Source organism: Pseudomonas sp. 28 E 9 (assembly GCF_900004785.1).
GTDB classification, from domain to species: Bacteria; Pseudomonadota; Gammaproteobacteria; order Pseudomonadales; family Pseudomonadaceae; genus Aquipseudomonas; species Aquipseudomonas orientalis_A.
This window is the reverse complement of sequence record NZ_CVTK01000052.1, coordinates 83373-107296: the sequence shown is the minus strand read 5'-3', so window position 1 is coordinate 107296 and position 23924 is coordinate 83373. Positions and strand designations below refer to the sequence as shown.

The 23924-nt window shown below is 61.7% G+C and carries 23 protein-coding genes; 10 read left to right on the top strand and 13 right to left on the bottom strand.

Annotation, left to right across the window (positions count from 1 at the left end):
• Positions 1-224 precede the first annotated feature (224 nt).
• On the top strand, positions 225-1241 hold the full coding sequence (gene rlmF / locus BFQ00_RS19740; RefSeq protein ID WP_065885923.1) for a 23S rRNA (adenine(1618)-N(6))-methyltransferase RlmF: 1017 nt from the start codon (positions 225-227) through the stop codon (positions 1239-1241).
• A gap of 180 nt (positions 1242-1421) precedes the next feature.
• On the opposite strand, the gene BFQ00_RS19735 is transcribed toward rlmF, so the two are convergent.
• Complete coding sequence (locus BFQ00_RS19735) at positions 1422-1703, bottom strand: HU family DNA-binding protein (protein WP_005785131.1); 282 nt, start codon at positions 1701-1703, stop codon at positions 1422-1424.
• A gap of 397 nt (positions 1704-2100) precedes the next feature.
• On the opposite strand from BFQ00_RS19735, the gene yejK reads away from it, so the two are divergent.
• The gene (gene yejK, locus BFQ00_RS19730) at positions 2101-3105 is read left to right on the top strand and encodes a nucleoid-associated protein YejK (RefSeq protein ID WP_003171997.1); all 1005 of its coding nucleotides are present in this window, start codon (positions 2101-2103) and stop codon (positions 3103-3105) included.
• Positions 3105-3455: a glutaredoxin family protein gene (locus BFQ00_RS19725; protein ID WP_065934477.1), complete on the top strand. Its 351-nt coding sequence runs from the start codon at positions 3105-3107 to the stop codon at positions 3453-3455. The genes yejK and BFQ00_RS19725 overlap by 1 nt, the downstream gene beginning before the upstream one ends.
• A 601-nt stretch (positions 3456-4056) precedes the next feature.
• On the opposite strand, the gene BFQ00_RS19720 is transcribed toward BFQ00_RS19725, so the two are convergent.
• From BFQ00_RS19720 to BFQ00_RS19700, 5 genes are read right to left on the bottom strand one after another with little or no spacing between them, the layout of a single operon-like run.
• Positions 4057-5034, bottom strand: a complete 978-nt coding sequence (locus tag BFQ00_RS19720; RefSeq protein WP_065934476.1) for a FecR family protein — start codon at positions 5032-5034, stop codon at positions 4057-4059.
• Complete coding sequence (locus BFQ00_RS19715; RefSeq protein ID WP_065934475.1) at positions 5031-5609, bottom strand: RNA polymerase sigma factor; 579 nt, start codon at positions 5607-5609, stop codon at positions 5031-5033. Before BFQ00_RS19715 ends, BFQ00_RS19720 begins: the two co-directional genes overlap by 4 nt.
• 7 nt (positions 5610-5616) lie before the next feature.
• Entirely contained in the window at positions 5617-5943 is a 327-nt protein-coding gene (locus BFQ00_RS19710; RefSeq protein WP_065934474.1) for a DUF3325 domain-containing protein, read from the bottom strand.
• Entirely contained in the window at positions 5944-7518 is a 1575-nt protein-coding gene (locus tag BFQ00_RS19705; protein WP_065934473.1) for a PepSY-associated TM helix domain-containing protein, read from the bottom strand.
• Positions 7515-7817 carry a DUF3649 domain-containing protein gene (locus BFQ00_RS19700; RefSeq protein ID WP_065934472.1) on the bottom strand — a complete coding sequence of 101 codons (303 nt, stop codon included), beginning with the start codon at positions 7815-7817 and terminating at the stop codon, positions 7515-7517. Before BFQ00_RS19700 ends, BFQ00_RS19705 begins: the two co-directional genes overlap by 4 nt.
• 170 nt (positions 7818-7987) lie before the next feature.
• Here BFQ00_RS19700 and BFQ00_RS19695 point away from each other — a divergent pair, with 170 nt between their 5' ends.
• The 3 genes from BFQ00_RS19695 (at position 7988) to fecA (ending at position 11841) form a co-directional block, all read left to right on the top strand.
• Positions 7988-8476, top strand: a complete 489-nt coding sequence (locus BFQ00_RS19695) for a sigma-70 family RNA polymerase sigma factor (RefSeq protein ID WP_065934471.1) — start codon at positions 7988-7990, stop codon at positions 8474-8476.
• On the top strand, positions 8473-9414 hold the full coding sequence (locus tag BFQ00_RS19690) for a FecR domain-containing protein (protein ID WP_065894834.1): 942 nt from the start codon (positions 8473-8475) through the stop codon (positions 9412-9414). Before BFQ00_RS19695 ends, BFQ00_RS19690 begins: the two co-directional genes overlap by 4 nt.
• A gap of 90 nt (positions 9415-9504) precedes the next feature.
• Positions 9505-11841 carry a TonB-dependent Fe(3+) dicitrate receptor FecA gene (gene fecA / locus BFQ00_RS19685; RefSeq protein WP_065934470.1) on the top strand — a complete coding sequence of 779 codons (2337 nt, stop codon included), beginning with the start codon at positions 9505-9507 and terminating at the stop codon, positions 11839-11841.
• A gap of 345 nt (positions 11842-12186) precedes the next feature.
• Here the strand turns inward: fecA and BFQ00_RS19680 are convergent, their stop codons facing one another.
• Complete coding sequence (locus tag BFQ00_RS19680; RefSeq protein WP_065934469.1) at positions 12187-13059, bottom strand: LysR family transcriptional regulator; 873 nt, start codon at positions 13057-13059, stop codon at positions 12187-12189.
• Positions 13060-13164: 105 nt separating this feature from the next.
• Here BFQ00_RS19680 and BFQ00_RS19675 point away from each other — a divergent pair, with 105 nt between their 5' ends.
• Positions 13165-14676 (top strand): MFS transporter, encoded by a 1512-nt coding sequence (locus BFQ00_RS19675; protein WP_065934468.1) that lies wholly within the window; start codon positions 13165-13167, stop codon positions 14674-14676.
• Positions 14677-14730: 54 nt separating this feature from the next.
• Here the strand turns inward: BFQ00_RS19675 and BFQ00_RS19670 are convergent, their stop codons facing one another.
• Together BFQ00_RS19670 and BFQ00_RS19665 are read right to left on the bottom strand one after the other, a co-directional pair.
• A complete protein-coding gene (locus BFQ00_RS19670) occupies positions 14731-15141 on the bottom strand; it encodes an HPF/RaiA family ribosome-associated protein (protein WP_065934467.1) in 411 nt (136 codons plus the stop codon).
• 213 nt (positions 15142-15354) lie between these two features.
• Positions 15355-16302 (bottom strand): LysR substrate-binding domain-containing protein, encoded by a 948-nt coding sequence (locus tag BFQ00_RS19665; protein ID WP_065934466.1) that lies wholly within the window; start codon positions 16300-16302, stop codon positions 15355-15357.
• A gap of 137 nt (positions 16303-16439) precedes the next feature.
• Here BFQ00_RS19665 and BFQ00_RS19660 point away from each other — a divergent pair, with 137 nt between their 5' ends.
• The gene (locus tag BFQ00_RS19660; protein WP_065934465.1) at positions 16440-17816 is read left to right on the top strand and encodes an L-serine ammonia-lyase; all 1377 of its coding nucleotides are present in this window, start codon (positions 16440-16442) and stop codon (positions 17814-17816) included.
• A gap of 354 nt (positions 17817-18170) precedes the next feature.
• On the top strand, positions 18171-18488 hold the full coding sequence (locus BFQ00_RS19655) for a DUF3509 domain-containing protein (RefSeq protein ID WP_065885908.1): 318 nt from the start codon (positions 18171-18173) through the stop codon (positions 18486-18488).
• Here the strand turns inward: BFQ00_RS19655 and BFQ00_RS19650 are convergent.
• Positions 18485-18973, bottom strand: coding sequence for a phosphate-starvation-inducible protein PsiE (locus tag BFQ00_RS19650; protein WP_065885907.1), 489 nt, complete (start codon positions 18971-18973; stop codon positions 18485-18487). The two genes, BFQ00_RS19655 and BFQ00_RS19650, sit on opposite strands and share 4 nt — an antisense overlap.
• A 421-nt stretch (positions 18974-19394) precedes the next feature.
• Here BFQ00_RS19650 and BFQ00_RS19645 point away from each other — a divergent pair, with 421 nt between their 5' ends.
• Positions 19395-19661: a YebG family protein gene (locus BFQ00_RS19645; RefSeq protein ID WP_057724702.1), complete on the top strand. Its 267-nt coding sequence runs from the start codon at positions 19395-19397 to the stop codon at positions 19659-19661.
• A 17-nt stretch (positions 19662-19678) separates the two neighbouring features.
• Here the strand turns inward: BFQ00_RS19645 and BFQ00_RS19640 are convergent, their stop codons facing one another.
• From BFQ00_RS19640 to BFQ00_RS19630, 3 genes are read right to left on the bottom strand one after another with little or no spacing between them, the layout of a single operon-like run.
• On the bottom strand, positions 19679-21082 hold the full coding sequence (locus tag BFQ00_RS19640; protein WP_256536958.1) for a pyridoxal phosphate-dependent decarboxylase family protein: 1404 nt from the start codon (positions 21080-21082) through the stop codon (positions 19679-19681).
• A complete protein-coding gene (locus tag BFQ00_RS19635; protein WP_065934463.1) occupies positions 21072-21917 on the bottom strand; it encodes an ABC transporter substrate-binding protein in 846 nt (281 codons plus the stop codon). The genes BFQ00_RS19640 and BFQ00_RS19635 overlap by 11 nt, the downstream gene beginning before the upstream one ends.
• The gene (locus BFQ00_RS19630; protein ID WP_242527093.1) at positions 21918-23921 is read right to left on the bottom strand and encodes a class I tRNA ligase family protein; all 2004 of its coding nucleotides are present in this window, start codon (positions 23919-23921) and stop codon (positions 21918-21920) included.
• Positions 23922-23924: the final 3 nt, after the last annotated feature.

Genomic DNA, 23924 nt, shown 5'->3' with positions numbered 1-23924 from the left:
TGCCCGCAGTTCCTGCGCACGCGGTCCATGTGGCCGTCTGTAGGAGCGAGCTTGCTCGCGAAAAACGTCAACGATAACGCGTATTTTCCGAATAAACGCGGTGCCTGGGAGTTCTTCGCGAGCAAGCTCGCTCCTACAAAGGGCAAGCCCCCTCCCACATTTGAACGAGTTGGGCTCAGGATGTGTGACAATGGCCGCCACTTTGAGCCAACACCAGAATCAACATGACCGCCCCCAGCACACCCAAACCACCGCGCAAGAAGCCTAAAACCGCCGCCACGGCCAAACCCGTCGCGCCACGCAAAGAGGCTACCCTGCACCCGCGCAACCGCCACACAGGCCGTTACGACTTCCAGGCGCTGATCAAGACCACGCCGGAACTGGCGCAATTCGTGATCATCAATCCCTATGGCAAAGAGAGCATCGACTTCGCCAGCCCGGACGCGGTGCGGGTGTTCAACCGGGCGTTGCTCAAGTCGTTCTACGGCATCCAGCATTGGGACATCCCGGCCGATTACCTGTGCCCGCCGGTGCCCGGGCGCGCCGACTACGTGCACTTCCTCGCCGACCTGCTGGCCAGCGTCAACGACGGCAAGATTCCGCGCGGTTCCATCGTCAAGGTGCTGGATATCGGCATGGGCGCCAACTGCGTCTACCCGCTGATTGGCTACATGGAGTACCGCTGGAACTTCCTCGGCTCGGAGGTCGACCCTATCGCCGTGGCGGCTGCCAAGGCCATCGTGCAGTCCAACGACTTGAGCAAAGTCATCGAATTGCGCCAGCAACCCAACCCCAAGCATATCCTGCTGGGCCTGCTGGAGCCTGCCGAACGCTTTGACCTGACCATGTGCAACCCGCCGTTCCACGCGTCCATGGACGAAGCGACCAAAGGCAGCGAGCGCAAGTGGCGTGCCCTGGGCAAGGCCGACCCCAAGCGCAAGCTGCCGGTGCTGAACTTCGGCGGCCAATCGGCCGAACTGTGGTGTGAGGGCGGCGAAGCGCGTTTCGTGACGCAACTGATCGCCGAAAGCGCACATTTTGCCCACAAGGTGCTGTGGTTCAGCACACTGGTGTCAAAAGCGTCAAACCTGCCCGCGATCGAGACGGCGTTGAAAAAGGCCGGCGTGCTGGAAAGCCAGGTGGTGGAAATGTCCCAGGGGCAAAAGCAGAGCCGCTTCGTCGCCTGGACCTTCCAGACCAAGAACGAACAGCAGATCTGGCGCCAGCGCTGGGTGCGCTGAAGCCAACCTGTAGGAGCGAGCTTGCTCGCGAAGGACGCCAACGATAACGCGTGCATCCTGGATAAACGCGCTGCCTGTGGGTTCTTCGCGAGCAAGCTCGCTCCTACAGTAAGACGTAAAATCGCAGGCAACAAAAAACCGTGCCCGGATCACTCCGGAGCACGGTTTTTTTACGGCGTCTTACTTGTTAACAGCGTCGGTCAGGCCTTTGGCCACAACCAGCTTGATAACTTTCTTGGCAGCGATTTCGATGGCAGCGCCAGTCGAAGGGTTACGGCCGGTACGGGCAGGACGCTCGGTCACTTTCAGCTTGCCGATACCTGGCAGAGTGATTTCGCCGCCGTTTTCCAGCTGATCGGCAACGATCTGGCCCAGTTGGTCCAGCGCTGCGCGCGCGGTGGTTTTCGGCGCGTCGATAGCTTCAGCGATATCAGCGATCAGTTGGTCTTTAGTCAAAGCCATTGTGGTGTTCCTTCCCTATCAAATTCATATGGATTGCAGAGTGCAGTGTCAGCCGTCGAGCCCGACCGTGTCGGCCTGGCGCCCCGGCTATAACCTTTGGAGAACGGGGTTATAGATGCTTGAAACGGGGATTGGTTCGACCTGACAAATGCTGAATGCACGCTTAACGCCGAGACTTGGCGTAAGACGGGGCAAAACTAGCACAGAGACGGGGAAATATCCGCCTCAACATACCCATTTGGTCAGCTTTATCGCTCTAAAGCGTGAAAAAACCCCATATGCACGGTGGGAGAACATCCAAACCGCCCTTCCAGGCGCGTCTTGACCAACGGGTGCGGTACACTGGGCAACTTTTTGCGGGAGGCTCAACGCTCCCCTTCAACCAGCCGAGAAGCCTATGCCGATCCGTCATTGCATCGTCCACCTGATCGACAAAAAACCCGACGGCACACCCGCAGTTCTGCATGCCCGTGATTCGGAGCTGTCCGAATCGGCCGCCATCGAGAACATGCTTGCCGACCTCAACGAGAGCTACAACGCCAAACAGGGCAAGGCCTGGGGTTTCTTCCATGCCGAGTCCGGCGCGCACCCGTTCAGCGGCTGGTTGAAGGAATACTTTGACGGCGGCCAGGATTTCACCACCTTCAGCCGTACCGCAGTGGAGCATCTGCAGAAGCTGATGGAGGAGTCCAACCTGTCGACCGGCGGTCACGTGCTGTTCGCCCACTACCAGCAAGGCATGACCGACTACCTGGCCATCGCCCTGCTGCACCATAGCGAAGGCGTGGCGGTGACCGACGAGCTGGACGTGACGCCCTCGCGCCACCTGGACCTGGGCCAGCTGCACCTGGCCGCGCGGATCAACGTGTCCGAGTGGCAGAACAACAAGCAGTCCAAACAGTACATCTCGTTTATCAAGGGCAAGAACGGCAAGAAGGTCTCGGAATACTTCCGCGACTTTATCGGCTGCCAGGAAGGCGTCGACGGCCCGGGCGAAACCCGCACCCTGCTCAAGGCGTTCAGTGACTTCGTTGAAAGCGAGGACCTGCCGGACGAGTCGGCGCGCGAGAAAACCAAGACCCTGGTGGACTACGCCAGCAGCCAGGCCAAGCTCGGCGAGCCGATGGGCCTGGAAGAACTGTCCGGTCTGATCGATGAAGATCGGCCCAAAGCGTTCTACGATCACATTCGCAACAAGGACTACGGCCTGTCGCCGGAAATTCCTGCCGACAAACGCACCCTCAACCAGTTCCGCCGCTTCACCGGCCGCGCCGAAGGCTTGTCCATCAGCTTTGAAGCGCACCTGCTGGGCGACAAGATTGAATACGACGAAGCCGCCGGCACCTTGATCATCAAGGGCCTGCCGACCCAACTGACTGATCAGCTCAAGCGCCGTAACTGATGCTTGGCGGGGTCTTGAAGAAAGTCCTGCTGGTGTTGCTGGTGGTGGTGGTGATTCAGAACTGGGGCAAGGTCGAGCGGCTGTTCAACCCGTCGCAGGTGGTGTCCGAGCAGGTACGCAGCTCGGCGCGTGTGGTGCTTTACGCCACCGAGTGGTGTGGCTACTGCAAGCAGATCCGGCGCTTTCTGGACCAGAAGGGGATTCCCTACCAAACCTTCGACATCGAGAAGGATGCCCAGGCGCGTAAGGCGTATGAAGCGTTGGGTGGCGGCGGGATTCCGTTTGTGGACGTCAACGGCACCTTGATCCGCGACTACAACCCCGAGGCCATCATGGCCGCCCTGAAATAACCCGGTCCTCGAAAACACCGCAGATCAAATGTGGGAGGGGGCTTGCCCCCGATAGCGGCCTCTGGGCCGACCAGGATGTTGGTGGCGATCCCGGTCCAAATGTGGGAGGGGGCTTGCCCCCGATGGCGGCCTCTGGGCCGACCAGGATGCTGGATCAGACTGATTACATATCCGTTTCTGCGGTAACGGCTACTTAGGGTTCCGCTTTTACAGCGGCTCACTTTTGAAAAGCGCAAAAGTAAGCAAAACGCTCTTGCCCCACCACTCGGCACCTCGCTTAGGCTCGGTGTGCCCTCTCCGGCTTGAATCCGTGGGCCGCCGCAATGGGCCATCCCTGGCCCAGTGCGGCTAACCCGGCGTCCTGCCGGGTTACCCACGGATTCAAGCCTGCGTTCGGCCAGCGTGGTTTAACGGGGCGCCTAGGATCAAAAGCAGATCAAGATCAAGAGCGACTCGCTTCGCATCGTGGTTACGTTTGGGGGTTACAGAGTGGTGTAGATACCTATCCTCGATAGCAGTGTGTCAGTCAGCCTATCTGTAGCTGATACATCGCAATCGGTGGCAGGCCGTTGACCGTGCGGAGTTGAACGGCGCCGTGCGCCTATCGCAACACAATCACCCGCCCCAGCAGCGTGTGCTGCTCGAAGCCGAGGACCGCTTGCAAGGCCTTCAACACGGCGACAGGGTCGTCGCTTGGAAAGCTGCCGCTGACGCGCCTGGCGCCCATCTCGGCATTGAGCAGGAGGATGCGGCCCGGGTAGTAACGCGCGAGGTCCCTGACCACCTCGGCCAGCGGCGCCTTGTAGTAATTGAGCCAACCGTCGCGCCAGGCCAGGCGTGATTCGCTGTCCACCGAGTGCAGCGGCTCGGCTACACCATCGGCGTAGGCCACTTGCTGGCCTGCCGTCAGAATTTGCTGCGGCGCCTGGGCGGACGGCGTTACGCCAACCCGGCCCGACAGCACGGTCACCTGGGCCCCTGCCGGTTGCAGGCGTACTTCGAACTGTGTGCCCAGCACCCGCGTTTCTCCGTCGCCCGCCTCGACCACGAAGGGCTGGCCGGTGTGGACAACGCGGAAAAAACCGGCCCCGCGGCGCAATTGGATATGCCGCTCGCCGTGGCTGAAATCCACCGCAATCGCGCTGTCGGCGTCGAGGGTGACGCGGGACTGATCGACCAGGGTGACGGTCCTCACCTGCCCTGGCGCCGTCACGTAATCGGCGCCAAGGTCATCGACCCAACGCGACGGCTGCCAACCGGCGCCCATCGACACCATCAGCAACAAACAGGCCGCCATGGCCAGGGCGCCGGCCCCACGCACCAGGCGCGAGCGCCCGGAACGGCGCATCGCATCGAGGTAACCCTGCAAGGCCTGTGCGTCTTCGTCGGCCAGGGTGCGTGCCGGCACCTCGCTCAACTCCCACAGCACCTGGGCCTGGGCGTAGGCTTCGATATGGGCGGGGTCGGCCCGCAGCCATTGGCTGAAGGAGGCTTGATCGCCGCTGCCGGGCTGGTCGTGCAGCCGGCTCAGCCAGTCGAGCGCAGCCTGTTCCTGAGCGGGCGTGGGAGTGACGTTCACGATGCGTTCCCTGGCGTACGAGGGACTGACGGTTCGCGCAGGCTCGCCTTGCACGCGTGCAGGGCCCGCATCATGTGTTTTTCCACGGCGCTTTGGGACAGGCCCATGGCCTTGGCGATCTCTGCGTATTTGCGCCCATGAATGCGGTTGAGCAGGAAAATCTGCCGGGTGCGCTCGGGCAGGCTGCGCAAGGCGGCTTCGACATGCCGCAGGTCATTGCCTGCTTCGAGGGCCGCCTGGGGTTCGCAGCCCTGGTTGTCCTGCTGCTCCGGCAACCAGCCCTCGTTGCTGCGCACGCGGGCGCCTTCGCTGCGCAAATGGTCGATGGCGATATTGCCGGCGCAGCGCAGCAGGTAGGTGCTGAGCTCTTCGACCTGCACCAGCGGGCGGCGCCAGAAGCGCAGAAACAGGTCCTGCACCAGATCAGCCGCCGTGGCGCGGCAACCGACACGGCGGCTGACCAAGGCCTCCATCTGTGAACGCTGGGACAGGAACACCTGCAGGAAATGCGCACGCCCCCCGGCCGCGTCCGGGTGCGCGCTGTCCTGGTGCTTAGGCGGCGGGCTGATCATCATGGGCAGCTCAGAAAAGGCCAAACGCCGCGACCGGGCTGGCCAGCACGCCAACGCCCGCGAGGATCAAGGCCAGCCGTGGCCGGTACGGCAACAGCAGCACCAAAAGCAGGGCGCTGAGCATGAGCACCGCGCACCACTCCACCAAGCCCTGACCCCAACCGGTGACGGCCACCGCCGGCCAGATCGACAGGGTCAGCAGCACCCAGCCGGCCGCACGCAAGCCCAGGCGCCGTGCAGGCGTGGGTTTGCTGCGCAGCAACTCGCCGTGATGACGATCGGTGGCCAGGCACAGCGCAGTAAACCCGGCGTAGCACAGCAGCAGCGCGAGCAACATTCAGCCGGCCTCCTGCTTGAACGCCAATGCACGCGCGCGCTCTGCCTTGGGCTGCAACGCGGCGCGACGCTGCATCTTCCAGGCGGCCCATCCCAGGAACAGGCCGCCGGCCAGGCACGTCAGGTCGAAGCCGGCCATGGCCCAGTCGCGGCTCATCAGCGAATTGCCCAAGTGATACGGCGTAGTCAGGGCATTAATCAACGGGATGGCCATAAACAGCAGCGCGCCCAGGCTCAACTGCTCGACCCAGCCCTGGCGACCGCGCCGCAGCATGGCATGCACCAGGCTCAGTCCCCAGGCGATAAAGAAGCTCTGCACTTCCCAGTCGGAACGTTCGGCCATACTCACCGGCAGCAGTCGATTGGCCCAGAAAAACGCCGCGATGGCGATCATCAGCCCCGACATGCTGGCGATATTCAGCACCTCCACCAACCGCAGTTCAAAGGGCATCACACCGGTTTTGGCGTGCTTGAGCTGACGCTTGCCCAGCCATATCACCAGGCCTGTGCCGATCATCGCCGTGCCTGCCAGGCCGCAGATGAAATACAACCACCGCAGCACCGGGCCGGCGAAATGGCCCATGTGCAAGCCGTAGAAACTGCCACCGATGACCGACGGCAAGGACGGTTCACCACTGACCCGCAGCAACTCGCCCGTGGTGCCGTTGAAGGAAACAGTGCTGCCAAAATCTTGCACCACGCTGTCGGAGCCGGCGCGAAATACATTCACCGAGGCGTTGACGTCGCTCGGGTTATTCACCGCCAGGCGCCCGACATGCCCACCCGCCCACTGTTGCTGCGCCTGCTGGTACATCGGCCACAACGGCAGCAACGTGCCCGGCTGGCCGAGTGCGGGCGCGTTATCGGAACTGGGAAACACTTCATTGAAGAAGGCACGGCTGTCATTGCCATAGGAGGCCACGATCGGCGCCGGCATCACCATGCTCATGAAAATCACCAGGCTGCTATAGGTGATCATCAGGTGAAACGGCAGCACCAGCACGCCCACCGCGTTGTGCCCGTCCAGCCAGGAGCGCTGGCCCTTGCGCGGGCGGAAGGTGAAGAAGTCCTTGAAGATTTTCTTGTGGGTAATGATGCCGGTGATCAGCGCGACAAACATCACCATGGCGGCGAGGGTCGACAGCCAGCGGCCCCATGGGTAAGGCATCTGCAGTTGGAAGTGGAAGCGGTAGAAGAATTCACCGCCCATGCTTTCGCGGGCCTGCACCGCTTGGCCGCTGACCGGGTCGAGGACTTTCTGGATGAAGTTGCCGCGCTTGCCGGGGTCGACCTTGTCCTGCCACATCACCGACAGGCCGGGGTCGCGGCTGTTGGGCAAGGTAATGAACCAGCGCGCGGCCGTGGGCGCCTGTTGCTGCAGGTAGTCTTGCGCTACGGCGAGGCTGCGCGCGTCGTCCACCGGATGGGCCTGGACTTCGGGCTGCATCCAGTGGGTTATTTCATCCTTGAAATAGGCCAGGGTGCCGGTCAGGAAAATCGCAAACAGCAGCCAGCCGAAAATCAATCCGGCCCAGGTGTGCAGCCAGGCCATGGCTTGGCGAAAACCCTCTTTCATGTGCGCACCACCCAGAACCCAATGCCCGCCAGGGTCGCGAGCAGGGCGCTGGGCAGCATCACCCCGGCCCACGCACGCCACGCGGTGCGGCAGGCGAAACACCAGAGCACCGCCAGCAGGTAGAACACGAATGAACTCATCATGCCGACAATCACCGCGTCGGCACGCGTCGTCGGCAGCCACAGCGCGATACAGATCGCGGCCAGCGAGGCCGTCAGATAACCGCCGACCACAGCCGCCAGTACGCGCGAAGTGACGGCGAGGCGATAAGAGGCGGGCAGTGAGGTTTTGCTTTTCATGCGGCAGGCGCCAAGTTCATCAGCGCGCAATATTAATGATAAATATTCTCATAAGCAAAAGAGAACGGATGAATCACCTGCTCGGGTCGATTGCCGAACCGTGTCTGCGGCCCTACAATGCGAACAATTCTTGTTCTCTAAAGCATGCCGATGCTGATGGAGTGATCACGTTGCCGCCGTCCAACACCGTCGAAGTTCTGTACAACGACCATCACCACTGGCTCACCGGCTGGTTGCGACGCAAGCTCGGCTGCCCGCAAAGCGCCGCCGACCTGGCGCACGATACCTTCATCCGCGTGCTCAGCACGCGGGAAGCGCCCACGCTGATCGAGCCGCGCGCCTTTCTCACCACGGTCGCCAAACGCGTACTCTTCAACTACTACCGTCGCCAGGACCTGGAACGCGCCTACCTCGACGCCCTGGCGCAAATGCCGGAGCACGTCGCGCCGTCGGAAGAAGACCGCGCAATCATCCTGCAAACCCTGGTGGAACTGGACCAACTGCTCGACGGCCTGCCGGTGCAGGTCAAACGCGCGTTCCTGCTGGCCCAGCTCGATGGCCTGACCTACGCACAGATCGGCGCGCAACTGGGCATTTCCATTGCCACGGTCAAGCGCCACCTGCATAAAGCCGCCCTGCGCTGCTACTTCGCCCTATGAATGTCTCGACCCAGGTTGCCGAACAGGCCGTGCACTGGTTGCTGCAAATGCAGCAAGGCGCGCTCGACCCGCGCCAGCAGGCGGCCTGGCAGCAATGGCTGGAGGCGCATAGCGAACATCAGCGTGCGTGGGACCAGATCCAGCGCGTCAACCAGCGCCTGCGTGGCCTGCCTTCGCCGCTGGCGCACGCGGCGTTGAATGCACCGACCTCCACCAGCCGGCGCCAGGCGCTGAAGCTGCTGTTGATCCTCGGCGCAGGTTCGGCGGCAGCCTGGAGCCTGCGCCAGCAACACATTTTGCCGCCGTTGACGGCGGACTACCGCAGCCCTGTCGGCCAGCGTCGCCGCGTGCAGTTGGCCGACGGCAGCCAGTTGCAACTCAACACAGGCAGTGCGGTGGATGTGCATTTCGATGGCCACCAGCGCCTGATCCGCCTGCTCGAAGGTGAAATCCTGCTGACCGCTCGCGCAGGAGCCACACCGCTGCGCGTGCTGACCGGCCAGGGTTTGCTCAGCAGCCAGGCGGCGCGCCTGAACGTGCGTCAGTTCAATGACCATACCCAATTGGCAGTGCTCGATGGCCGTGTCGACGTGATGCCCAACCACTACAGCGGCCTGCCGCTGAGGGTGGACGCCGCGCACCAGGTCAATTACACCCGCAAGGGCTGGGACAGCCCGCGCGCTATAGACGCCAACAGCGGCGCCTGGGCTGACGGCATGCTGGTGGCCGCGCATATGCGCCTGGAAGACTTCCTCGGCGAACTCGGGCGCTATCGCCGGGGCCAGCTCAATTGCGACCCGCAGGTGGCAAACCTGCTGCTGTCCGGCAGTTATCCGCTGGATGACAGCGAACGCATTCTCGACCTGCTGGAAGTCAGCCTGCCGGTAAAAGTGCGACGCTTTACCCGCTATTGGGTGACGGTTCAGGCCCGTGCGTGAAGTTTTTTGAAAACCGCTGAGCCGTTTTCCCTACGTCGCGTGACAGAGAAGGAAAGCCCCCTTGATCCTTCCTTCTCAGGACCACCCTTCATGCCCCTGCAACCGACGCTTCTTGCCCGTACCCTGCGCCAACTCCTGCTCGGCGCCAGCCTTAGCCTGACCGTGCTGCCCCCGGCGATGGCGGCCGACACCAAGGCCTATCACATCGCGCCGACGAGTCTGGAAGCGGCCCTGAACCAGTTCGGCCGTGAAGCCGGGGTGCTGGTGTCCTTCGGTTCCGAGGTCACCGCCGGTCGCCAAAGCCCTGGTTTGACGGGCAACTACAGCACCGCCGAAGGCCTGGATAAACTGTTGGAAGGCAGTGGCCTGCAAGCCCGCGCCGAGGGTGACAACGCCTACAGCCTGCAACCGGCCGGCGCCCCGGCCACCCTCGAGCTGCAAACCTCCAACGTGGTCGGCGACTGGCTCGGTGACGCGGCGCAGACCAACGTGTTCGAGCATCCCGGCGCCCGTGACGTCATCCGCCGCGACGAATTCGAACGCCAGGGCGCAACCCAGGCCCGTGACGTGCTCAACCGCATCCCCGGCGTCAATGCCCCGGACAACAACGGCACCGGCAGCCATGACATGGCACTGAACTTCGGCATTCGCGGGCTCAACCCACGGCTGGCATCACGCTCCACGGTGTTGATGGACGGCATTCCCGTGCCCTTCGCCCCCTATGGCCAGCCGCAACTTTCATTTGCACCGATCAGCATGGGCAACATGGACGCGGTGGACGTGGTGCGCGGCGGCGGCGCAGTGCGCTACGGCCCGCAGAACGTCGGTGGCATCGTCAACTTCGTGACCCGCGCGATTCCGGATGCGCCCACCGTCAAAGGCGGCCTGCAGACCGAGACCAGCCCGTCCTCCAGCCACGACGGCTTCAAGACCACCGGCAACCTGCTGGCCGGCGGCACCGCCGACAATGGCCTGGGCGGTGCACTCCTGTACTCCGGCACCCGTGGCGGCGACTGGCGTGAAAACAGCGACACGCGCATCGATGACCTGATCCTCAAGGGTAAATACCAGCTGGATGACGCCAACAGCTTCAACGCCATGGCGCAGTACTACGACGGCGAGGCCGATATGCCTGGGGGCTTGAACGTCAAGGACTACAAGGCCGACCCGTACCAGTCGACCCGCCCCTACGACAAGTTCTGGGGCCGCCGCACGATGTTCAACGTCGGCTACCGCTACGAGCAGGACCGCCGTGAATTCACGGTCAACAGTTTCTTCACCAAGACCCTGCGCAGCGGTTACCTCGATCAAGGCAACTTCCTCTCGCTGTCACCCCGCGAGTATTGGGTACGCGGCCTGGAAACCCGCTTCGCCCAAGGCTTCGACCTCGGCCCCACCAGCCACGAAGTCGGCGTCGGCTACCGCTACATCAACGAAGCCGGCCACGAGTTGCGCTACCGCACGCCGATTGCCGCCAATCAGCAACTGCCGACCACCGACAGCCGTAACGACCGCGACACCCGTGGCGGCACCGAAGCCAATGCGTTCTTCATCGACGACCGTATCGATATCGGCAAGTGGACCCTCACGCCGGGCATCCGCTACGAAATGATCGAGTCCCAACAGACCAACAACCTGAGCAACGTCAAATACAAAGGCGACTACAACACCGCGCTGCCGGCGTTGAACGTGCTCTATCACCTCACCGACGACTGGAACCTCTACGCCAACACTGAAGGCTCGTTCGGCAGCGTGCAGTACAGCCAGATGCCCAACCGCGTGAACAGCGGCGAAGTGAAGCCGGAAAAAGCCCGCACCTGGGAGCTCGGCACACGCTATGACAACGGCAGCCTGCGCGCGGAAATCGGTGCGTTCCTGATCAATTTCGACAACCAGTACGACAGCAACCAGACCAACGACACCGTGATCGCCCGCGGTGAAACGCGGCACCAGGGCATCGAGTCGAGCCTCAACTACGCCCTCGACGGCGTGAGCCCGGCGCTGGCCGGCTTCGATGTGTACGCCAGCTATGCGTATGTCGACGCGACCATCCGTGAAGACGGCCCGAACAAAGGCAATCGCGTGCCCTTCTCGTCCAGACACAAAGGCACCCTCGGCGTGGGGTACACCGAAGGCCCGTGGAAGCTCAACCTGGACAGCAGCTACCAGAGCAGCCAGTTCGCCGACAACGCCAACACCCAGGCCGAAAGCGCCGACGGCGCGAACGGACGCATCCCCGGCTACATGCTGTTCAGCAGCCGCGCAGCGTATGACTTCGGCCCGCAGCTGTCGGACTTGAACGTCGCGGTCGGGGTGAAGAACATCTTCAACAAGCAGTACTACACGCGCTCGTTCGACGATAACAACAAGGGCAAATACGTGGGTGAACCGCGCACGGTGTATGTGCAGACGTCTATCGCGTTCTGACTGTTTGCCTTCAATTTGCAGGCCACAACACATCCAAATGTGGGAGGGGGCTTGCCCCCGATTGCGGTGGGTCAGTCACTGTATGTGTTGACTGAACCACCGCATCGGGGGCAAGCCCCCTCCCACATTGGTTTTATGTGCAGCCAGTGAGTACTTGCCTGAAGCCAATTCCTTGAAAGTCGGACAATCCGGCAGGTGGTCAACTTCGGGTAGATGAAGATCAAATGTGGGAGGGGGCTTGCCCCCGATGGCGGTATGTCAGTCACTGTATGTGTTGACTGAACCACTGCATCGGGGGCAAGCCCCCTCCCACATTTGATCCTCAGTGTATTCAGGATTCGGGTTCTAACTGCCCGCCAGGCAACTTGGGGTGGCCGCGACCAGCGCATCAATGGCGCATCGTGTCTTGGCCGGCATGTGCGGCGCCGTCGGCCAGATCACATGGATGGGGGCCGGCTGCTCGCGATAGTCGGGCAGTACCGCCTCCAGTTGTCCGCGCAGCGCATAGTGGGCAATCAACCAACTCGGTAACCAGGCCAGGCCCACGCCTGCAATCGCCGCGTCGGCCACAGCCTGGAGGTCGTCCAACACCAGGGGCGTGACCAGCCGCGAGCGATGGACGCTGTTGCTGCGGTAAGCAATGCCGCGATGAGCCGCCAACGCCTCGATACGTTCAATTCGCCCCCTGCGCTGCAAATACGCCGGTGACGCCGCCAATCCCATGACTTGCTCCCCCAGACGCCGCGCACTCAGGCGGTCGGTATCCGGCAACGGGCCGATACGCACGGCAATATCGAAGCCTTCCTGCGCCAGATCGATCATGCGGTCGGAGAAGCAAATGTCGATCTCAAGGTCCGGATAACGCTCCATCAAGCCCCACAGGGCAGGCGCGGCATAGTGGTGACCAAACGCCAGCGGCAAACTCGCGCGCAAGCGCCCGCGCGGCTGCTGACGGCCGCTTTCCAGCACGGACTCGGCCGCCTCCAGTTCCGCCAGCGCGCGCAGACAGTGCTCGTAGTAGGCCTGCCCATCCTCGGTCAGACGCTGGCGGCGCGTGGAGCGTTGCAACAGGCAGGTGCCCAGGCGCGCTTCAAGCCGCACCAGGCCCTTGCCCACCGCCGAGCGCGTGAGGTTCAGGCGCTCGGCGGCCGCGCTCAGGCTGCCGCTCTCGACGATTTGCAGAAACAGCTCGACACCATCGAAACGTGGGGTAGACATCGTAGATTGTCGCCTTTGGCTCCCCTATCAAGGGAAGAGTTATCGCAAATAAAGAACCCAATTCCCGAGAGAATAATCCCTCCCTCTTCTCTTAAGGAACTGCGTATGCCACTCGCCGCCGCTCTATCGGCCTCAAGCCCCGCGCATACCACCAGAAACGGCCTGGCGCTCACAGCCGTGTGCCTGGTGGCGCTGATGTTCGGCCTGGAAATCTCCAGCGTACCGGTCATCCTGCCCACCCTTGAACGCGAATTGGGCACAGGATTTCAAGACGCCCAGTGGATCATGAACGCCTACACCCTGGCCTGCACCAGCGTACTGATGGCAGCGGGCACCCTGGCCGATCGCTTTGGCCGTCGACGCGTGCTGGTGCTGTGTTTGTGGCTGTTCGGCCTGGCTTCACTGGCTTGCGGGCTGGCCACCGACGCGACCCTGCTGATCGTGGCGCGCTTTGTCCAGGGCATCGGCGCCGGCGCGATGATGATCTGCCAGTTCGCGATTCTGTCGCACTTGTTTCGTGAACCGGCCGCACGTGCCCGGGCCTTCGCGATCTGGGGCGTGATTGCCGGCGTGGGCCTGGGGTTCGGGCCGATGGTCGGTGCGCTGATCCTGGCGGTCGCCGATTGGCGCTGGGTGTTTCTCGCCCACGTACCGCTCAGCCTGTTCACTCTGGTGCTGTTGCGCATCAGCGTGCAGGAGTCCCGCGACCCGGCCAGCCATCGCCTGGACATTGCCGGCATGCTGACCCTGACGCTGGCGGTGTTCGCCCTGGTCTACTTTATCACCCAGGGCACCGAGCACGGCTTCGCCACACCGGCCATGCTCGGCTGGGCGGGCCTGGCGCTGGTGGCGTTGTTGCTGTTCGTCGTGGTTGAAAAGCGCAGTGCCCATCCGATGTTCGATTTCTCGGTGTTCCGTATCCGGCGCTTCAACGGGGCGCTGATGGGCTCGATCGGCATGAACTTCAGCTTCTGGCCGTTCATGATCTACCTGCCGCTGTATTTCCAGGCGGGCCTGGGCTACGACACCCTGACCACCGGCGGCGCCCTGCTCGCCTACACCTTGCCGACCTTGCTGGTGCCGCCCCTGGCCGAACGCCTGGCCCTGCGCTACGGCGCCGAACGCATCATCCCGCTGGGCCTGGCGACCATGGGCGCGGGGTTTCTGGCGATGTTCGTGGCCAATCTCGCCGCACAGCCGCACAGCCTGCTGATACTGCTCGGTTGCGTGATGGCCGGCACCGGCCTGGCGCTGACCAACTCGCCCACTACCAACACCACCACCGGCGCCGTCTCGGCTGATCGCGCAGGCATGGCCTCGGGCATCGACTTCAGCGCCCGGCTGATCACCCTGGCGCTCAATATCGCGCTGATGGGCCTGGTGCTGTTGTTGGGGATCAGCCATCACCTGGCCGATGTACTGCCGCCGGGCACGGCAATGGAATGGCCGGCCCTTAGCCAGCACCTCGCGGCGGGCAAGCTGGATGCGCCGGGATTGGCGCTCAACGAGGCCCGTGCGGCTCTGCGCAGCGGTGCCGGTTGGGCCATGCTCTTTGCAAGCTTGGGTGCGTGCGGGCTGGCGCTGCTCAGCGGGTATTTCTTCAAACAGCGCCTTTAAACGAAAACGGGCCTGCATGCGCAGGCCCGTCTTCAATGGGGAGTCAAAAAATTATCAGCCGTTGAATACGGCCCGTTCTTTTTCCAGAAACTCCTGTTCAAGCTCATCTTCATTGACTTTGGTGGTCGGCTGGTTTTTACCGGCAGCGCGGGGCTTGCCTTGCAGTTTGCCGAACAGATGCTCCAGCGCATGGTCGAGCCTGGTGGCCGCGCCATCGATCGCTTGTTCCAGCGTATCGGCCTTGTGCAGCACCGAAAGCGGTTGGTGGCCTTTTGGCCGGGCCTCGAGGCGGCAACTTAAATCGTGGGGACCTGGCTTGTCGCCGTTCTCATCCCGCAGGTAGACCTCCACACGGGTCAGGTCTTCTTCATAACGTTCGAGCGTGCTCTCAATGGTGGTACGTACCCACTCCTCCAGTCGGATGCTGCTTTCAATATGGTTATCGCTATTGACTTGGATTTGCATAGTTCTTCCCTTATTTCAGCTAGCTCGCCAGAGATCACAAACTGCAACACCGGGGTGGTGAAACCATGACCTCTTGGTTACACAATTGAGCACCTGCTGAAACATTTCAACCCCTTTGCAAAGATAAATCCTACATTACAAATTAACCCTGACGACGAGCAAGAACGCTGGTAGGGTGGGGAGTTAGTTACAACTTCTTACCTCCTGCTTTCCTCACAATGGCGCCGCGCCCAACGGGTGCAACGCGCGAAAAATCCCCGCTTCTTCCACCAGCCAGTCGTGCACCGCCCGCACGCCGGGGTGACTCAATGCGCCCGGCGCATACAGCAGCACGTAGCGTTTATGGTTGGGCACGGCCAGGCCAAACGGCACGATCAGGGTCCCTCGTTCCAGCTCATCATTGAGCAAGGTGCGCCGCGCAATGGCCACGCCCATGCCGGCAATGGCGGCTTCGATGGTCAGGTGATTGCGGTTGAAGGTGTGCCCGCGACGCACATCGGCATCGCGGTAACCGATTTCATTCAGGTAGAACTCCCACTCGGCATACTCATAACTCCCACGCCAGGCGGTGATGTCGTGCAACAACGGAAAGTGGGCAAGGTCGGCCGGGCCATGCAGTGGCGGCCGGCCACGCAACAGGCTGGGGGCGCACACCGGAAATATCTGCTCATCCAACAGGGCTGTGGATAACAATCCGGGATAGCTGCCGTCGTTCAGGTCGATGGCCAGGTCGAAGTCGCCCTCGTGCAGCGCGACGCTGCTGTCTTCGGCAACCATGCGCAACTGAATGTCCGGAAAGCGCTGCTGCAAGCGTGGCAGGCGCGGGGTCAGCCACTTGCCGAGAAACGACGGAATCGAGCGCAGGCGCAAGGTGCCGCTGATCATCCCGGCGTCCAGACGCTGCAATTCGGCGTCGATGCTGCCATAGGCCTCCCCTACCACCGCCGCCAGGCGCTGCCCTTCGGCGCTCAGCTCCACACCCCGTGCACGGCGGTGAAACAGTCTGAAGCCCAGGCGCTCTTCCAACTGACGGATCTGCTGGCTGACTGCGCCCGGCGTGATGTGCAACTCCTCCGCGCAGCGGGTGAACGAAAGGTGCCGCGCAGCACAGGAAAAGACATGCAGCCAGGAATAGGTCTGGCCATGAAGGGGCCGGGTCATAGCGTTTAGTCCTGCTAAAGGGTGTCTTAGGATAATTCGTTGGTCAGTGCCAATCCAGAGGCCCAGTATCGCTTCAACTCCGCCTGCTCTACAAAACATGGCAGCGACTTCCACTCCATTGCTTGTAAGGCTTTAGCATGGCTATCAGCGTTTTCGATCTATTCAAGGTGGGCATCGGCCCGTCCAGCTCCCATACCGTCGGGCCGATGCGGGCTGCCGCGACCTTTGCCCAGGCACTGGCCGACCAGCAGTTGCTCAGCCAAACCCGGCGCGTCGAAGTGCGCTTGTACGGTTCGCTGTCTGCCACCGGTGTCGGCCACGCCACTGACCGCGCCTGTGTGATGGGCTTGATGGGCGAATGGCCGGATCAGGTCGACCCCACCTCGATCAACGCGCGCATTCAGCAACTGCGCGAGTCCGGCCAGTTGTTACTCGCCGGCCAACAGGCCATTGCCTTCGACTGGCACACCGACCTGCTGCTGCTCGACGAAAGCCTGCCCTACCACCCCAATGCCATGTCCCTGCACGCCTACGGCGACGGCGGCCTGTTGAGCGAGCAAACCTACTATTCGGTGGGCGGTGGTTTCATCATCGAAGCGGCCGAAGCCGCATCGGGCATTGCGCCTACCAGCGACGTTGAATTGCCCTACGACTTTTCCAGCGCCGTTGAACTGCTGGCCTTGTGCAACAAGCACGGCCTGCGGGTTTCGGAATTGATGATGGCCAACGAACGCGCCTGGCGCAGCGACGAAGCCATCCGCAGCGGCCTGCTGCATATCTGGTCGGTGATGCGCGCGTGCGTGGAACAGGGCCTGCGCGATGAAGGCATTCTGCCCGGTGGTTTGGACGTCCCGCGTCGTGCGGCGAAATTGCACCGCAGCCTGCTGGAAATCGGCAAGCCCAATGTCATCACGTCAACCTTGTCGGCCATGGAGTGGGTCAACCTGTTCGCCCTCGCCGTCAACGAAGAAAACGCCGCCGGCGGGCGCATGGTCACCGCGCCGACCAATGGCGCGGCGGGGATCATTCCTGCCGTGCTGCATTACTACATGAAGTTCAATGCCGACGCGTCTGACGACGACATGGTCAATTTCTTCCTGGCCGCCGCCGCCGTCGGCATCCTCTGTAAAAAGAACGCCTCGATCTCCGGCGCCGAAGTCGGCTGCCAGGGTGAAGTCGGCTCGGCCTGCGCCATGGCCGCCGCCGGACTGGCGGATATCCTTGGCGCCACCCCCGAACAGTTGGAAAACGCCGCCGAAATCGGCCTGGAACACAACCTCGGCCTGACCTGCGACCCCGTCGGCGGACTGGTGCAGGTGCCGTGCATCGAGCGCAACGCCATCGCGGCCGTCAAGGCGATCAACGCCACCCAAATGGCCCTGCGCGGCGATGGCAAGCACTTCATTTCCCTCGACCGGGTGATCCGCACCATGCGCGATACCGGCGCCGATATGCATGACAAATACAAAGAAACGTCACGGGGCGGCCTGGCGGTCAGCTGGGTGGAGTGCTGATCGGGCTGATTGCGCTGTCTGCGATCGTTTTCTCCGTGCTGCCCTGAAACAGGTCACCGCCCCCAAGGAAAACACCGTTCAAATGTGGGAGGGGCTGCCTTGATGCCGGTCTGTAGGAGCGAGCTTGCTCGCGAAAAGCGTCAACGATAACCCGTGCTTTCTGAATGAACGCGGTGCCTGTGAGTTTTTCGCGAGCAAGCTCGCTCCTACAAAAGCCTTCCCAGCACCTGTACGGCACGCCCCTTGCTGTAGAGCTTTTGAGGAAAACGGACTTTGGCCGGTGGTCAGGCAACGCGAACTATTCCCGACACCGGTCGTCAATGACTGCATGTTCTTATCAGGCGGTAACGCACCATGGACAACCCTTTTCAGATCATCACCGACACCTTCAGCCCACAATACCGCGTCAACCTGAGCATTCAGCGGCTGGACGGCAGCATCATGCTCACCCTCTCCGATGACGGCGGCGTAGTGGCCAAGCGCATGATCAGCGCCGAACAACGCAACGACCCGCAACGGCTCAAGCGCCTGGTGCAAAGCATCCAGTTCGGTATTGCCATCGAGCAGGGTCACAGCGCCATGGAAATCCTGGCGGTGATGACGGATGGGGACAATCACAAGCTGTTGCAGCGACCGCCCACCCGTCACCTGCCGTTCAGCGTCGGGCTCTAAAGCTCGCCCTTCTCGGTCTCCAGGCTCGCCTCGCCCTTGCGACGCGGGCCTTCGACTTTCACCGAAGGAAACGCCGACGACGCGTAGCGCACTACCAGAATCGCGAAGGCCAACAGCAGAATCCCACCGCACAAGTAGATAATGCCCACGTCCGGCGGATTGTGATGGGACACGTTGGAGATCAGCAGCCGCGTCAGCGCGGTGATGGCCACGTAGATCAGGAAGCGCACGGGCATGTGGTTGGTCTTGAAGTAAATCCCCACCATCGCGCCCAGTTCCAGATAGATGAACAGCAGCAAGATGTCATCGATCTTGATGTGCCCGTTCTCCAGCATCCCCAGAAATTCCATCACCGCCGCCCAGGCGGTCACTGCACCAATGGCGAACAGCGCCAGGTAATGGAACGACTCCACAAACAGATTGCCCAGCGACTCGGCAAGCCCATGGACTTGCCGGCGCAGCTTTTCGGCCCAGTTGATTTTCACGATGTTGCTTCCTTAGGTCGGTGCGACCGGATAATGCGGGGTGGAGGTGACGGTTGTTCTGCATGCAGGAAAAAAGCCAGAGGCCGCAGGTGAGAGGGTGGCCGAGTGACACGAGGCACTTTATTCACTCAGATCATGGCATTCAGCCACAATGCGCGTTTGCGGCGTAGCAACTCGCAATTTTCCGACTACATTAAAAACCTGCCCTCCAATGCCAAATGTTTCGCTTGCTTTTAACTGTATATAAACACAGTATGCACCAGAGGTAAGGGTCGTGAATGCCTGGATATGTCAGATGCGCCCTATCTGGTCAGGACGCTCGAACCGCAGACTCGATGATTGCGTAGCTTGTCGGACACAGCACAAAGCCCGCAGCGCCGGGGCGACCCCATTCAACACTTGATATTACGACGAGGCCAAAATGGCTGTTGAAACCCTTTACCGCAGTACCCGGGATTTGGAGACTACGTTCGTGGACCGAAAACTTGCCGACGCTCACGATCAGATGCTTGAACTGGCAGAGGCCCTGACGGACGTATTGATGAAAAACGTCGCCGGCCTCTCCGAAAAACACGCCGAAGATGCAAGTATCTACATGGCAAAAAATCGCGCCATCTTCGCAGCCGCCTTCAAAAACAACGCAATGGCGCTCAATGAGCTGAATGCTCCAGCCGATGCCGAAGGATAGAAATCAGCACGCATTCTTCAGAGGTCAGCCAGCAGGTCATCACATCGCTGCTCATCCAGCGTTGTGTTCATGATGCATACCCGCATCACGGTCTTCCCCTGCCAGCGAGAAGGGACCACCAGGGCAACACCGTCACGCAGGCAACGCTGCGCCCAGCGATCATAATCGTCGGCTTGCCAGCCGTGGCGCGTGAACAGGATAACGCTCAAGCCGGACGCCTTGATCAGCTCCAGCCTCGGATGGCTGGCGATGCGCGTGCGCAGGTAGGCGCTGAGCACAAGGATGCGCTCCAGAGTATGCCGGTAAGCCGCGATGCCATGCACCGCCAGTGAGAACCACAGCGGCATGCCTCGGGCCCGACGCGACAGATGGAAGGCATAGTGCATGGGGTTGCATTGCTCTGACTCATTGATCTGCTCCAGATAGGAAGCATCCTGAGTAAAAGCTGCGGTAACCTCATCGGGTTTGGCATAGAGCAGCGCACAACAGTCGTAGGGTACGAACAGGCCCTTGTGTGGGTCGATGATCAGTGAGTCGGCCCGCTCAATACCTTCCAGTTGAGCCCTCACACTCCGTACACACAGGAACGCACCGCCATAGGCCGCATCCACATGCAACCAGATAGCATGCTGACGGGCGATTTCCCCTATACCGGAAAGATCATCAATCTGTCCCGAATTGGTCGCGCCGGCGACCGCTACCACGGCGACCACATGGTCGCGCCGCCCCTCCACGGCCAGTTGTTCCAGGGTCTTGGCCAGTTCGAAAGCCGTCAAACGGCCCAGCGCATCCGAAGCCACCGTAACCACGTCCAGGTCGAGCAACCGGGCGCTGACGATAATTGAAGAATGGGCTCCCTCTCCCACCACTAAAAGCCCCTGATGCCGCCCCGCGCGTTCTCGGTAGCGATGTCGGGCGGCCACCAGCGCGGAGAAATTACCCGCGGTGCCACCACCGACGAAACACCCTCCGGCGCCGTCCGGCAAACCGGCCAGCTCACACAACCAGCGCAATGCCTGATTCTCCGCCCAGATCAAGCCCGCCCCGCCCAGCCATCCCGAGCCGATCATGCCACTGGCGGACAGCAAGCCGTCCATCAACGCGGCTGCCGGGGTAGCACGGGCACCGATGTAGGCCAGATAACCCGGGTGGTCGGTCGGCACGCCGTGCCGGCCAAGCAAGCTGGTGTAGAGTTCCAACGCGGGTTCCAGGCCTATACCTGATTCACAAATCGTGGCGCCGACTGCCTCTTCTGCCGCCTGCGTAATGTGCTCGGCATCACACGGCGCCGACAGCTTGGCGCGGGGCTGGGTCAGGGCCTGGCGGAACGCGGACAGCATAATCTCAATGTCGCCGGGTGCGATGTCGTCATGGCCTATGCAGGGTAACTCGCGCAAGGTTCCAGAATGTTCAAGTTGCATGATGATGACGTCCTTTGTCATGGTCAGGAAAAATGGAATATTCGTGCCACTTCATGATGTAGTCGGCATGTCGGTACTGACCCTGGTCGAAATCCGCATGTGCATCGAGGTACTCGCGTACGGCGCAGCCCTCCTCAACGGCAGCAGCCACAAACCTCAGCGCCATGCGCGCGCAGTCGCCAAAATCCGGCGTGGCATGGGGGCACAGGGTGATTGCGCCGGTCCCCGCCAGCAACTCGCCAAACTCTTCGACCACACAATCATCCGGCACCAGATAAACCGTCCCCGGACGCGCTCTTCGACGAATTTCCGCAGCCACCGCGACGTGCGAGCCCATCAACGCGCATACCGACTGGCTTGCCCCTTGCAGCGTCATCGGCAGCAGACGCTGTTGCAAAGCCGAGGCCAATCGTTCGCCGTACGGCGAGCCATCCGACCAGAACTCTTCAACCTGCGTATAAACCTGAGCCAGGTAGTCGACAATGGTGATCACTTGCTGCAATTCACTGGCACACAAGCGAAAGGCACCGACCGTACGGCAAAGGTCTGGTGCCGTTGCGGCGGGCAATAGCAAGGGAACACCGGCCGCCTGGTAGAGTGCTCCGGCCGACCGGGCGCATTCACTGTTGAAATGCCCAATGACCACCCCTGCCCCGCCGGCCAACAGTCGGCGCGCCGCAGCTACCGCGACGACGGGGTCGGCCGCATCATCCGCCCATATCAGGGGTAGCGATGACCCCTGCACGGCCTTGCGAAGCCACTCCCCATACGCCGCCCGAGGGCCCGTCAGAGGCCCGACGACACCCACCCGTTGTCCGCGCATGACTGCGCTCATCTAGACGTGCCCCGGCATAAGCCGCGCCAGTGCCTGCGCCGACACGCTGTGCAGTTTCACAGGTGGCCGGCGGGCCAGGGTATGACCGCCGGCAAAGAACGAGCCGGCCAGTACATCGTCACGTTCGAGCCCAGGCAGATTGAGCCATTCGCTCAGTTGCTGGCTGATACCCGGCATCAACGGGTAAGAGGCATAAGCAAGCCAGCGCAGGGTCATGGCCTGCAGCGCCAGTGCGGTGCGCGCATGGTTGGATAACGGTTGCGCCGAAGACTTCAGTAAATGCTCTTGTGCGGCACTGAAACGCGACGCGCGATGAATCACATGAGCGACCTGCTCGGCCATGCGTTTGGGCGAGAAGCTCTGGATCGAGGCAGCCTGCCGATACCCGTCCATCCATTGGCACAGTTCTTCATGATAGGTTTTCTGGTCGCTCAGCCAGGCGCCAGGCTCAGGCACGCCGCCGCCATGCCTGGCGATGCACTGATCCAGGCGCTGGATCAACCCATTCAATTTCTGCGCAAACAGGTCATTGAGCTGCTCGCTGATCTCATCGACGGTGAAATTGGTTCTCACCCCCTCAGGGCGCGCGAGCATGAGCGCCATGCGCGCATAATCGCTGCCGGCTTCGGCCAAAAACTCACGGCCCCAGATCAAATGGCGGCGACTGGTGGAGAACTTACTGCCATCAAGATCAAGCAGTTCGTTGACAATGTGGTGTCGCGGGGGGGTCAAGTCCAATGCCAGGTAGATCGCCGGGAATAACAAGGTGTGATAATAGGCATTGTCGAAGCCGTAACAATGAACCACATCCATCGCGCCCGAATAGCACTGCTCGGCACGTGCGAAGCGATCGTTGCCGTCAACCGGCAGGTCGCTGGCGCCCCACAGATAACCGAAGGCCATTTCGAACCAGACGTAGATGACCTGATCCTGCACGGATGGCAGGCGGTGACGAATACCCCAGTCGCTGCGATGGCTGATGCAGATATCCGGCAGCCCCTGGCGCAGCATGGTGTGGCAAAGCTGATAGACATGGGCGGGCATGTTGGCCGTCTGGATGTACTTGAGCAGTTCGTCGGCAAATGCACTCAAGCGGAAGAACAAGCGTGTTTCGATTTTTAATCGGGGTTGACGCCCATCGCGCTTGACGCGCGGTTGGGTCAGGTCGGTGCACTGGTTGGGCTGGCCACAGGCCTCACAGGCATTGCCGTCACTGCTTTCACCACAATGCGGGCAGCCCCCATGAATGAACGCCTCATGCAGCGCGTTTCCCGCGTCATCCACGAACACTGGCGTGTCCTTGGCATAGATAACATCCTGCTCATGCAGTCGTTGCAGGTAGTGATGAACGAAGTCCGCGTACTCACCTTGGGTATCCGGTGTGATGAACACGTCCATATCGATGCCATAACCTTGCCACGTTTCGCGGATGGCCTGGGCATAGTGATCGGCGCATGCGCCCGGACCGATGCCTTCCTTGGTTGCGCACGTTACGACGTAAGTCTGGTTATCGTCACGCCCGCTGCCGTAGAAAACCCTGGCACCGGTGTTGCCCAGCACGCGCTTGAGCACATCACCTGCGATGTAGGGCCCCGAGAGATGTCCCAGGTGCAAATCACCGTTCGGCGTCGGCGGGGTGGCGTAGATCAGGGTGTCCACAACCGGCGCTGCTGCGGGCGCGTTAGAGCGCCCCGCATCCCAATATAATGAATGGAAGGTCAAGGGGTGTTGATCGCTCAGATTACGCAGGGTATGAGGTTCGAAGCGCTGGCAGTGCACGGCGTCCCCCGCACGCACTTCAAGCGTCTCCTGCGCGGTTTTAACCACGCCATGCCCAGCGGTGAAAATAAACAACTCATCCTCAAAGTGATTGTGCGGCTGGCTTTCCTCGCCAGGCCCCAGGGTGCAGCCCATCAGGTTAAGGTCAGTGCCAGGCAGGTCAACGGTGCGCGAGTCGACGTTGTAGAAGCGTTTGGCCGGGGAAAACATATTGATCTTTTTCATGGT